Here is an 11,886-nt window from a genome sequence, read left to right on the forward strand (position 1 = left end):
ATGGCAGCAACTAATCTAATCTTTCAAACAAATTCATTAGTTATATCCATGTCTATAAATTATATTCCCGTACAATAATTAGTTTAAAATTTATCATTACTTATATTGATGTAAATTTACCACATAGTTTACTATTAGCAAAATTACCTCCCAATTTCATTGTTTCCGTTTTTTGTATTTTCTTAAAAATATTCATTTTAATTTATTGCTGGAGAATTCAATGAGACTCAAAACAATTTTATTTTGCTCAGTGGCATCCGTACTGATTGCTACAGGTGCCAATGCGGCAGATTCTGTTATCACCCCCGAACCTGAAGCCGTTGACTATGTGCGGGTTTGCGATGCCTATGGCACAGGTTATTTCTATATTCCCGGCACTGAAACCTGCCTCCGTATCCATGGGCATGTCCGCTATGAAGCAACTGCCGGAGATGATGTATACAGCCGCGGCTTTGAAAGCCGTGATGATAAGCTTTTCGAAAACCTTAACACCAAACGTGACTCATGGGACAAACTTGCACGCTTTGCGTTACGCTTAAGCACAGCCACAGAAACCGAATATGGTGCTCTGACGTCTTTTACTGAGATGCGATTTCAGTGGAAAAATGGCAACGATGACTCATCAACAGGAACTTTGCGTAAAGCTTATATGCAGCTCGGTGGTCTGCGTGTAGGACTTGATGACTCAGCATTTAAAACATTTGCCGGGGATCTTGGCGATGTAATCAATGATGACGTTATACTATCAGGGGGCTACCGGACCGGTCTGATCAGCTATACTTTTGCAGCACATAACGGGTTCTCGGCGATCTTGTCGCTTGAACAAGGTAATAATGATGACGTTGACAGTGTACCAAGCACCTGGGCTGGAGCCCCTTGGAGCGGTACAATCAACGATTATACGCCGCATGTTGTCGGCGGACTTAAATATGCACAAGGCTGGGGCGCACTAACGGCTGTTGCAGCTTATGATGCCAGTAATCAGTCATGGGCCGCTAAACTGCGTGGTGAGGTGATAATAACAGACCGCCTCTCACTCTGGACTATGGGTGGCTACAAATCCAATAAAGACAATTATGTAAACGTATTGGATGCCAACAGTCAGGTTACCGGTCAGGTTCGTGCTATTAGCAGTTTCTATGGTACATGGGGCGGAGATTGGGCCGTATGGGGCGGAGCAGCCTATCAATTAACCGACAAAGCAGTAGCCAATGCACAGCTTGCTTATGACGGTTCAAAAACATTCGCTGCAACTGCCAATGTAGAATACGCATTGGTTCCTGGCTTCGTTATTACACCTGAAGTCTCTTACACCCAATGGAATGACAGTAAATCAGTACTGAATGGAAAAGATGCCGTTCAGGGAATGATCCGGTTTGAACGCAGCTTTTAACCCTTCAAGTAACCGCCGACAAAGATAATAAAAAGGCCGGTCAAAGACCGGCCTTTTTACAATTTAGACAAACAACAGATTAATGATGCGCTGCCTGCATTTTGGTTTTCAACTCTTCTTCTGTCGGAACTGCAACCAGTGGCTTTACAGTCTTGGCAGAAATCAAAGAGTAGAACATTGGCACAACAAACAGCGTAAACACGGTACCAACAATAAGACCGGTAAAGATAACCAGACCCATTGAATAACGGGCTGCTGCACCGGCGCCTGTTGCCATCATCAGCGGAACCACACCAAGCGCCATAGCCGCTGTGGTCATCAGAATTGGACGCAGGCGGGTTTTAGCCGAAGCAACAATCGCCTCTCTGCGGTTCATACCATGCTCATGACGCTGCTGATTAGCAAACTCAACCATCAAAATACCATGCTTGGTTATCAGCCCGACAAGGGTAATCAAACCAACCTGTGTATAGATGTTGAGTGTACCAAGACCGAGATTCAACGGGATAATCGCACCAAAAATCGACAGCGGAACAGTCATCATAATGATGAAAGGATCGCGGAAACTTTCAAACTGTGCGGCCAGAACCAGATAAATCACGACAACAGCCAGCGAGAAGGCGATCAGGATTGTATTACCCTGTTCAACTTCCAAGCGCGACTGACCGGAATAATCGATGAAGAAGCCATCCGGCAATTTCGCAGTTGCAATGTCAACAATCGCCTTCAGACCATCACCTGTGGTTAAACCTGGCATTGGCAGAGCGGAAATTGTGGACGAGTTCAGCTGGTTGAACTGTTCAATCGCTGCAGGTGCTGCATTATCTGAAATTTTTACGACAGCAGACAGTGGCACCATTTCCTTCGAAGCACTGCGAACAAAGAACTCACCGAGCTTGGAAGGATTACGACGGAAATCATCAGGAACCTGCATGATAATATCATAGCTGTTATTATCACGGTCGAACTGCGAAATCTTAGCTCCACCGGTCATCAGTCCAAGCGTTGCACCAATTTCACTGATGCTGACACCAAGCGCTGAAGCACGGTCACGATCAACCTCGATTGTAGTCTGCGGTGAATTAAATGACAGGGAGTTCTGAACAATAATAAACTGTCCTGAAGCCTGCGCTTCTTTCTTAATCTCTTCAGCAATTTCGAAGACCTGATCCGAAGAACCGGTTGACTGAATTGCAATAGAAATCGGCAGACCACCGCCGGTACCCGGCAATGATGGCGGTGCAAAGATGAATGCCTGCACACCAGTAATGTCTTTAATGCGGTTGGTCAGATCTTGCTGAATCTGTTTCTGCGAACGGTCACGCTGTCCCCAGTCTTTCAGAACCCAAAGCGCAATGCCCGAATTGGTAGCATTACCAAAGCCAACAATGTTGAAACGCGCTTTCAGTTCAGGCAGATCTTTTGTCAGCTCATCAAGCTGATCCGCATAAAGCTTAGTGTAGTTTGTTGTCGCATATTCTGGACCACTGATCAGCGAGAACAAAGCACCGGAATCTTCTTCAGGCGCCAGTTCTGTTGGCGTATTGACGAACAGGAAGCCCATTAAAACGACCAGAGCGGCAACAACAGTCATTGTAATCGGACGGTAGTTCAGCGAGTTGGAAACCACACGGGCATAGCTATTTTCAAAGCGGGTAAACAAACGATCCACGAACTGCGCGAATTTACTTGCTTCACCATGTTTAAGCATACGCGAACACATCATAGGAGAGATGGTAAGCGCTGCCACACCCGAAATAATCACCGCACCGGCAAGCGTAAACGCAAACTCACGGAACAAGGCACCTGTCAGACCACCGGTAAAACCGAGCGGAGCAAACACTGCAGCCAGCGTAATGGTCATCGCAACAATTGAGGACGTGATTTCTTTCATGCCCACAAAAGATGCCTGAATAGGCGTCAGCCCCTCTTCAATATGCCGGTGAATATTCTCCAACACAACAATCGCATCGTCCACAACCAGACCAATGGCAAGCACCATCGCCAATAGCGACAACAGATTGATAGAAAACCCGAGAAGGAAAAGGAAGAAACATACACCAATCAGCGAGATCGGAATTGTAACAATCGGGATCAGCACGGATCGGAACGAACCAAGGAATAGCAGAATAACGATAACCACGATGATCATCGCTTCAGCAATTGTCTTGAAAACCTGAGCAATCGATGAAGAAATTTGCTCGGTCGCATCGTAAACCAGAACCATCTTCATGCCCTGCGGCAGAGACCCCTGAATGCTTGGCAGCTCTTTATTCACTGCTGTCGCCATATCAATCGGGTTTGCTGAAGGCGTTGGGAATACACCGATGAACGTACCGCTCGAACCGTTAAACGTTACAACAGTATCCGTGCTTTTGGCAGCCAGTTCGACACTGGCAATATCACGCATACGAATAACATCTGAACCCTCGGCACGGATCGGCATTTCTGCAAAGGCTTCCGGCGTCTGCAGGGTCGAACGCAGAGTAATAGACGTAGCAACAAATTCGTTCTTCGTTTTACCCGGCGCTGAGAGGAAGTTGGATGCTTTAATAGCATTCAGCACCTCTGATGCCGTTACATTACGTGAAGCCATCCGCACAGGGTCAACCCAAACGCGCATGGAGAATTCCTGACCACCGAGAATCTGCGCATCAGCCACACCTTCAATGGTGGACATACGCGGACGGATCACGCGATCAATATATTCGGTGATCTGCTCGTTGCTCATATTCGGGTTTTGAACAGCAAGATACATGGTAGCGAAAGACTGGCCTGTACCTTTACTGATCACCGGATCATCAGATTCACTCGGCAGCGAGCCACGAACCTGATTAACTTTTGAGATAACTTCTGTCAGCGCGGCATCAGGATTGGCGCCGAGTTTCATTTGTACAGTGACAATACTGACTGACTGGCCACTTTTTGAAGTCACGTAATCAACATTTTCAGTTGTCGCAACGGCCTTCGCGATAGGCGAAGTAATGAAGCCCTGAATAAGTTCAGCATTCGCACCGGCATAGGCGGTCGTAACGGTAATAACCGTTTCGTCTACTTTCGGATATTCTCGGACTGAAAGATTGAAAACACCCTGCAAACCAAGCAGAATAATCAACAGTGCGACAACAATCGAAAGAACCGGCCTGCGGATAAATATGTCAGAAAAGCTCATTTCTGGACCTTATTTTTTAATCTGGGCAGTGGCAGGATTGACCGTATTGTCAATATGCGCGCTCATCCCGTTGCTCAGACGGTTCTGGCCGGAAGTTACAACAATATCGCCGTCCTTCACTCCGCTCAGAATTTCAACATTATTACCGCTGCGACGACCGAGTTTGACAAAAACCTGATGCAGGATCAGGTCGTCTTTTTTAGCTGCAGCATCGCCTTTTGGCGCATCCGCAGGTTGATCGGCATCAGCTTCTTTTTTCACAACAGTGAAGACGTAATCACCATAAAGACTGGTAACCACAACGGTTTGTGGAAGAACAAGCACATTGTCTTCCTCAGGGAGCACAATACGAACCTGAACAAACTGTCCCGGTACCAGTGACTGCTCTGAATTATCGACCTGTGCCTGAATGGAAACCAAGCGGCTGGAAGGATCAATTTTAGGATCAATACCAGTGATTTTACCATTAAAAGCATAATCATCCGCCGATGCACCAATCAGAACTTCCTGACCGATAGACAGTCGCTTAAGCTCTTGTTCCGGTACAGTGAAATCGACGCGCATTGTGTCGGTATTCTGCAATGTTGCAACAACATTGCCCGGAGACATATATTGACCGATATCAATACGGGAAATACCGATTGTGCCTGAGAAAGGTGCAATCAGACGTTTCATATCAAGTGTCGCCTGAGCCTTGGCAACATTAGCCTTGGCTGAAGAATAAGCGGCCGCTGTGGTATCAACATTAGATACGGCACCAACGCCCTGTGTACGCAATGTTTGCGCACGCTTATAATTCTGTTCACTCAGATCGGCATCAGCCATTGCGGTTACGAGGCCGGCCTTCTGGATGGCGTCATCCAGCTGGACCAGAAGATCGCCTTTTTTAACCTGCTGATTGGACTTGAAAAGAATATCTGTGACAATGCCGTCGATCTGGAATGTCAGATTAACGCCCTCTTCCGCACGTGCGGAGCCGATGGCTTCAATGCCAGGCATCCAACGGCCGGGCTTGACGTCAAATGTAGAAACAGCTTGGGAAGGCTGCTTCATATTAGCAAAAAAGTCTTTAATTGCCTGTGTACGGAACAGGTTGAAACCAACCAATCCTCCGCATACCAAAACAAGCAATATGATTGCGATGATGAAACGCTTAATCATCTTATGTGGCACTCCTGCCGCAGAATGGATACAGAACGAACAATGTCCAATCGGCATGGCTGGACACACGTTAACATTTAATTAGGGTGCGATAACTGTACGTTAAGCAGAAAATTGTCAACTCATGCTCTGGTCACGCTATGGTCATCAGCTTTTTCGTCTCACCGTAATATCAGATATAATTTGCAGTGTTCGGAATAGTTTTGAGAATTTTCAGACATCGTACAAGAAATAATATGGGCGCGGCACACAGAAACAACTGATATTTACTCAAATCAGGCCTGTTTTGTGTGAAAAACAGCTTATTTTATCCAAGTCTCACAAAATTCGCCTCATTAAGCAAGATAGTTCAGATCTTAAATCAAAGACATTGTATTTTTATCAATTGTTATTGCGTTTTATTTTCAACCCAATGCTCACGATATTGTTATGAAGCCCGTGAGGTATTTGAACAGTTTACCTGCACATAAATTTTAAACCGCCTTCAAACCAATGCTGCTGGAATCTAACAATGAATCATATAGCACACCGTCAATATCAGTGCGCTTAGGCGCGCATCAAGCTTACTATTAAAAATATTTCAGTTTTCAGCCAAAGCACCTATACTCAATATATGAGCATTCAATTTTCACGATCGCCCTTCATATTTTCCCTGTTGTCTAGTCTTCTATTTGGCTTAACCATGCCTGTAGTGGCACAGAAGTTGCAAACAAATAATGCAAAGTCTGCAGAACAATCCCCCCTACCTTATACGCTGCCGGGTGTGCAGCCCGCAAAACCAATTGTTACCCCGCCTGAAGCAGAGCCTGATGACAATAAGCTGCGTACTGATCCGGATGGCAGTTTTATGATCGGTAATACACGGGTTAAAATCAGCGGCTCCGTTACTGTTGATATTGGTAAAGGTGCGAGCGGAAGAAATCAGCGACCGTGATCTCGACTAAATTCCTTTGATCATTATGGCTTATAAAATAAAAGCCGCAGAGACCTGATGTCTTTGCGGCTTTTTATCATAATATCACATACCAACGAAGTTCGCTAAAAAGCGACCCCGTTGAGATGCAAATATGATTAGCTGTTTACAGCGTCTTTCAGACCTTTACCTGCCGAGAATTTCGGCACGTTACGGGCAGCAATTTCAACTTCCATACCAGTTGAAGGATTACGGCCTGTCGAAGCAGCGCGATGCGATACGGAGAAAATACCGAAACCTGGCAGACGAACTTCGCCGCCGGCCTTCAATGCACCGGTTACAGATTCCAGCACAGCGTCAACAGCTGAAGCAGCATCAGTCTTGGTGAGACCCGATTTTTCTGCAACGGCAGCAACCAGTTCATTTTTGTTCATGAGGTAATTCCTTTCACGTTTTTTCCGCTGGTTACGACTCAGCCGGATTGGCGAATTTTATTCAAAGAAACGAATGAACCAAGCTAAGTTTTAGCTTTCCCCCTGTAAAACCTACGGTTAAGCACAGAAATAACCCCTGAAATGCTGGATTTTCAGTTTTACGTCCATGATGGCTATAAAATTTCATGCTGCAGGTCAAAAAATAGCGAAGTGAGCGATTCTATAAAAGCTCAGCTTCAATCATACCCCGCGGCAATAAAATGTTCAGATTAGTGTTTTATATGTGCAATGGAAGGTTTTTCAATGCTGCATAAAAAAAGCGGCCGAAGCCGCTTTTCTATATTACAGTTTTAGCAAAAGATTAAATTATCCGTGGATTTTGGCCGCGATCTCAGCAACGCGCTTGCCCTGAAAACGTGCACCATCCAGTTCCTGTTCCGATGGCTGGCGTGAACCATCACCATCTGCAGTTGTGGTCATGCCATAAGGGGCACCACCGCGTACCACATCATTACCAAGCTGGCCCTGATAAGCATAAGAAAGCGGTACAATAATCATACCGTGATGCTGCAGCTGCCACTGGGTAGAAATCAGTGCAAGCTCCTGTCCGCCATGCTGGGTTGCGGAAGATGCCATTACAGAGCCGACCTTATTGAGCAAAGCCCCCTTTGCCCACAAACCACCTGTCTGGTCAAAGAAGTTTTTCAACTGTGACGACATGGTGCCAAAGCGTGATGACACGCCAACAATAATGGCATCATAATTTTCGAGGTCAGCTGGCGTGGCAATTTCAGCTTCCTGATCAAGTTTAAAACCGGATGATTGAGCAACTTCAAGCGGCACCAGTTCTGCAACGCGCTTAATATCAACCTGTGCGCCGGCTTCACGCGCACCTTCCGCAGCAGCCTTAGCCATCTGCTCCATGTGACCATAAGCGGAATAATAAAGAACAAGAACTTTAGCCATATTAAGAGTCTCCATTTCGATTTCTGTTATTCCTGTTTGCATTGCTGATGCACTGCTTTGATTTTCAGGAATATTTAAAACGCTATAGGTCTAATTTAATGCTTCATTATAATTCTGCCAGCCATTGGATGCAGGACGCACTGTTCATCATTCAGGACAATAAGACAGCTCATTGATCATCAATTAGGCATGACAGAATATAATGACAGTGGTGCTGTGAAATAAAATCTATCTCAACATTACTTGACCTTCCCCTGCCTCACCGGTCATGCTCAGGTATAAACGGAGTCTCCCATGCCTGATTTCAATGTTACGGATTTAGAAACACCGGCCGCTATCGGTAAAAATGATAACCCGGTTATTATTCGCGCAGCGATGCTGGCGATTGGTGACGAATTGCTCTCGGGGCGTACCAAAGATAAAAATATCGGTCATATGGCAGACAAGCTCTATAATGCAGGGATTGATCTGACAGAAGTTCGTATTGTTGCTGATGATCATGCTGCCATTGTGCAGGCCGTGCAGTCTCTGAGCCAAAACTATGATTATCTGTTCACCTCTGGCGGCATTGGCCCGACCCATGATGATATTACAGCAGATGCTGTAGCCGCGGCATTTGATGTTGCTTGCATTTACGACGACAAAGCAATGAAAATTCTGGCTGAACATTATCACGCCAGAAAAGTAGAGTTCACTCCCTCGCGCCAGCGCATGGCACGAATGCCGCAAGGTGCGCAGCATATTGATAATCCGGTTTCTGTAGCTCCGGGCTTTATTATCGGAAATGTTTATGTGATGGCCGGTGTACCATCAGTTTTTCAGGCAATGGTTGAAAATATTCTGCCCAGCCTTCGTACCGGTAGCCGGTTTTATTCTCGTACAATTCTATGCCCCTATGGCGAAGGTGTAATTGGTATTCCATTACAGGAAGTACAAGAATCCCATCCGCTAACTATTATCGGCTCTTATCCAAAATTTGAAAACGGGCAGTTTTCAACTGAGCTTGTGGTACGATGCCGTGATGAGCTGGCACTCGAAGCTGCAGCCACCGCCGTTGAAAAAATGTTGTCAAAGATCAGGGACTGAAAGAATTCCATTGCATTTATCCGCAATGAAACTTGCGCTATAATCTTTATCTGAACAAACAGATCAGGATAATAAAAGACGTAAAAAGTGTAATTAAAACGCGTAACGACTAAGGAGTGTCTACATGTCCTATCGTACCGTCATTGCCTATACCCGCAGCGTGCGGGAATTGCAGCGATTGTTTGAAACACTGGCGCTTTTGGCGCGAGACGGTGAGCCGCTGCATGTAACAGGCATTTATGTTATTCCTATGCCGGTTATTTATGCTGATGCCAGCGGATTTATTGATGCCAGCTTTTATGAAAGCCATTTAAAACATCATCAGCAAAATGCAAATGCTGTGGCTGAAGCCTTTAAGAAGCAAATTGCCGATTATGCCACATCATCGGAATATCTGGTTGTACGCTCAGAAAATGATAATGCCAGCCAGACAATTAACGAGTTTGCTATGGCAGCTGATCTGATTGTTGCCGGCCAAGCAGATCCGGATGATCCGGACACCCAGATCACCCCGCTGGATCAACTGATTTACAATACTAAAACCCCTACCCTGATTGTTCCGTATAATTTTAATCCACCCAAAACGATAACCCAGCTTGCAATTGCATTTAACGGAAAATATGAGGCTTCAAGTGCTGCCTTCGATGCTTTGCCACTGGCGCGGCAATCTGAAGATGTGCGGATTGTCTGGGTCAACGCCCCGAAGCCAGAGACTGAAGACGTGGAAACGCCCGCCTATGATCCGGATGTTCCGCGCGAAGCTCCGGAGATTGCGCGCCGCCTGCAACAGGCCTATCAGCGCCATGACATCAGAGTTTGCATCGACCTGATCCCGTCAGACGGATTAACAGTTCAGGACCGCCTGCGCCTTTATGTGGAAGAAAATAAAATCGATGTGCTGATTATGGGGGCTTACAGCCAGTCCCGCCTTAAGGAATTAATATTTGGCGGCGTTACACGCTCGTTTCTCGCCAATATGCCGTGCCTGACGCTGTTTTCGCGATGAAATAAAACGAAACCAAACGAATATTTGTGAAAGCGCGCCCTAATACAAATATTTCTGTCGCTTTCACAAACTTATTATTGCAAGAAATGCATTTTTTCGTTTATCACGGTAAATCATCATAAAACGGGATCAATTCATTGTCCTCCGGTTTTAGGGGATTGATGCCAGCTATGCTGCATCATATATCTTTTGTTATGCGCAGATGATGAATTTTATCTTCAGCAGATAATATCGTATCGCAATGCACCATAACCGGCTTATCGCGATATAAAGTAAAGCAACCATATGCAGAGGTTATATGTTTCATCCGAAACAAGCCGTCTGCGTCAGAACAGTCTATTTGACGGAGCATTTCGATGTCCTTGCCTGATAAAGCTTTCCCCGTTTCCTGGGACCAATTTCATCGCGATGCCCGCGCACTCGCATGGCGCATTTCCGGCCAGGGTAAAGAGTGGCATGCTATTGTTGCGATTACTCGTGGCGGTTTGGTGCCGGCCGCGATTATTTGCCGAGAGCTCGGCATTCGCATGATCGAAACCGTCTGTATCGCATCCTATCATGATTACAGTGAGCAAGGCGAATTGCAGGTCATTAAACATATCAGTGACAAACTGCTTGAAAATGGTGGCGAAGGCGTTCTGGTTATCGATGACCTGACGGATACCGGTAAAACCGCACAGATCGTCCGTAAAATGATGCCAAAAGCACATTTCGCAACCGTTTATGCCAAACCTCAGGGGCGACCGCTGATTGATACATTCGTAACTGAAGTTTCACAGGATACCTGGATCTACTTTCCTTGGGACATGGGCTTCACTTATCAGGAACCAATTGCCAAGGGGCACCGCGGTTAAAGTGTATAAATCACTTTTCTGCACAGTATATGCGAAACAATAGACAATAATTTATCCTATGCGCTATAATGGGAGGCGCATAGGATAATAATAAAACACTTAAATGACTATGAAGAAAATAATACTCGGTCTAAACTCAAGCACGAACAAGATACTGTCAATTTAAAACCACATTGATGGTGTTAAAAGCTCGAATAAATACATTAATATACTTATGTATAAAATTATAAAAATACTGCGCAGTTATAAGCGCCAACAAAATTAATAAGAAGGTAAATACGTCCGGTGAATATTCAAGGAAGTGGAATCATTGCTACAGATAAACGGATTTTAAACGCTGCAGGGCGCCTCCTTCAGGTTGCCGCTTTAGTATACCGAAATCCGGGCTCCTCCCCTGAAATTCTACTTATTACCAGCCGCGGCACCGGACGCTGGATTATCCCTAAAGGCTGGCCTAAAGCTGGCAAAACTCTACATGATATGGCGTTGCGTGAAGCCTTTGAGGAATCGGGCATTCGCGGCACGGTTGATCCTGATCCGATCGGTCAGTTTGATTATATGAAATATGATTTGCCTCCGGAAGCTATTCCGAGCTTCACCGTCAATGTTTATGCGGTTGAATTCAAGCGCATGGCAAAGACATGGCCAGAGCGCGGCCAGCGTATCAGTGAGTGGGTTTCACCAGATGAGGCAGCAGATCGTGTGGCCGAGCCAGAGTTGAAACACCTGCTGATGAACCTGCCTGTACAGATTTACCAGAAATAAGCCGGCTATATTATCAGAGCATTAATTCTGGTGGCGGCATGTGCGTTTTTGTAGGTTAATATTCAATTTTATTAATTACATGCAATGAAATGAGCCTCATGCAAAAAAGCCGCGGGATAAATCCTGCGGCTTTTTT

10 protein-coding genes are annotated in these 11,886 nt (G+C 45.7%); 6 read left to right on the forward strand and 4 right to left on the reverse strand.

The features are described from left to right. The first annotated feature begins 220 nt into the window (after positions 1 to 220). Positions 221 to 1,393 (forward strand): porin, encoded by a 1,173-nt coding sequence (locus MP213Fo_RS00555; protein WP_421089767.1) that lies wholly within the window; start codon positions 221 to 223, stop codon positions 1,391 to 1,393. Positions 1,394 to 1,472: 79 nt separating this feature from the next. Here MP213Fo_RS00555 and MP213Fo_RS00560 read toward each other — a convergent pair whose 3' ends face one another. Together MP213Fo_RS00560 and MP213Fo_RS00565 are read right to left on the reverse strand one after the other, a co-directional pair. Beyond that, entirely contained in the window at positions 1,473 to 4,565 is a 3,093-nt protein-coding gene (locus MP213Fo_RS00560; RefSeq protein WP_421089768.1) for an efflux RND transporter permease subunit, read from the reverse strand. Positions 4,566 to 4,574: 9 nt separating this feature from the next. Continuing rightward, entirely contained in the window at positions 4,575 to 5,726 is a 1,152-nt protein-coding gene (locus MP213Fo_RS00565; RefSeq protein WP_421089769.1) for an efflux RND transporter periplasmic adaptor subunit, read from the reverse strand. A 682-nt stretch (positions 5,727 to 6,408) separates the two neighbouring features. Between MP213Fo_RS00565 and MP213Fo_RS00570 the strand changes: the two genes are divergently transcribed. Then, positions 6,409 to 6,660: a hypothetical protein gene (locus MP213Fo_RS00570; protein ID WP_421089770.1), complete on the forward strand. Its 252-nt coding sequence runs from the start codon at positions 6,409 to 6,411 to the stop codon at positions 6,658 to 6,660. 137 nt (positions 6,661 to 6,797) lie between these two features. Here the strand turns inward: MP213Fo_RS00570 and MP213Fo_RS00575 are convergent, their stop codons facing one another. Together MP213Fo_RS00575 and wrbA are read right to left on the reverse strand one after the other, a co-directional pair. After that, positions 6,798 to 7,073 carry an HU family DNA-binding protein gene (locus MP213Fo_RS00575; protein WP_421089771.1) on the reverse strand — a complete coding sequence of 92 codons (276 nt, stop codon included), beginning with the start codon at positions 7,071 to 7,073 and terminating at the stop codon, positions 6,798 to 6,800. A 366-nt stretch (positions 7,074 to 7,439) separates the two neighbouring features. Beyond that, positions 7,440 to 8,039 (reverse strand): NAD(P)H:quinone oxidoreductase type IV, encoded by a 600-nt coding sequence (wrbA, locus tag MP213Fo_RS00580; protein ID WP_421089772.1) that lies wholly within the window; start codon positions 8,037 to 8,039, stop codon positions 7,440 to 7,442. Positions 8,040 to 8,414: 375 nt separating this feature from the next. Between wrbA and MP213Fo_RS00585 the strand changes: the two genes are divergently transcribed. The 4 genes from MP213Fo_RS00585 (at position 8,415) to MP213Fo_RS00600 (ending at position 11,750) form a co-directional block, all read left to right on the forward strand. Further along, a complete protein-coding gene (locus MP213Fo_RS00585; protein WP_421091173.1) occupies positions 8,415 to 9,125 on the forward strand; it encodes a competence/damage-inducible protein A in 711 nt (236 codons plus the stop codon). Between the two features lie 124 nt (positions 9,126 to 9,249). Continuing rightward, positions 9,250 to 10,131 carry a universal stress protein gene (locus MP213Fo_RS00590; protein ID WP_421089773.1) on the forward strand — a complete coding sequence of 294 codons (882 nt, stop codon included), beginning with the start codon at positions 9,250 to 9,252 and terminating at the stop codon, positions 10,129 to 10,131. Positions 10,132 to 10,487: 356 nt separating this feature from the next. Then, positions 10,488 to 10,985, forward strand: a complete 498-nt coding sequence (gpt, locus tag MP213Fo_RS00595) for a xanthine phosphoribosyltransferase (RefSeq protein WP_421089774.1) — start codon at positions 10,488 to 10,490, stop codon at positions 10,983 to 10,985. A gap of 285 nt (positions 10,986 to 11,270) precedes the next feature. Continuing rightward, positions 11,271 to 11,750 (forward strand): NUDIX hydrolase, encoded by a 480-nt coding sequence (locus MP213Fo_RS00600; protein WP_421089775.1) that lies wholly within the window; start codon positions 11,271 to 11,273, stop codon positions 11,748 to 11,750. Positions 11,751 to 11,886: the final 136 nt, after the last annotated feature.

The sequence above is a fragment of the Pseudochrobactrum mosebachae genome (assembly GCF_048914685.1).
Classification (GTDB): Bacteria; Pseudomonadota; Alphaproteobacteria; order Rhizobiales; family Rhizobiaceae; genus Pseudochrobactrum.

What these genes read in the sequence shown, in the direction of transcription:
- MP213Fo_RS00590 (WP_421089773.1), top strand. Translation starts at nt 9,250, where the DNA reads ATGTCCTATCGTACCGTCATTGCCTATACCCGCAGCGTGCGGGAATTG.
- MP213Fo_RS00570 (WP_421089770.1), top strand. Translation starts at nt 6,409, where the DNA reads ATGCCTGTAGTGGCACAGAAGTTGCAAACAAATAATGCAAAGTCTGCA.
- MP213Fo_RS00565 (WP_421089769.1), bottom strand. Translation starts at nt 5,726, where the DNA reads ATGATTAAGCGTTTCATCATCGCAATCATATTGCTTGTTTTGGTATGC.
- gpt (WP_421089774.1), top strand. Translation starts at nt 10,488, where the DNA reads ATGTCCTTGCCTGATAAAGCTTTCCCCGTTTCCTGGGACCAATTTCAT.
- wrbA (WP_421089772.1), bottom strand. Translation starts at nt 8,039, where the DNA reads ATGGCTAAAGTTCTTGTTCTTTATTATTCCGCTTATGGTCACATGGAG.
- MP213Fo_RS00555 (WP_421089767.1), top strand. Translation starts at nt 221, where the DNA reads ATGAGACTCAAAACAATTTTATTTTGCTCAGTGGCATCCGTACTGATT.
- MP213Fo_RS00585 (WP_421091173.1), top strand. Translation starts at nt 8,415, where the DNA reads ATGCTGGCGATTGGTGACGAATTGCTCTCGGGGCGTACCAAAGATAAA.
- MP213Fo_RS00575 (WP_421089771.1), bottom strand. Translation starts at nt 7,073, where the DNA reads ATGAACAAAAATGAACTGGTTGCTGCCGTTGCAGAAAAATCGGGTCTC.
- MP213Fo_RS00560 (WP_421089768.1), bottom strand. Translation starts at nt 4,565, where the DNA reads ATGAGCTTTTCTGACATATTTATCCGCAGGCCGGTTCTTTCGATTGTT.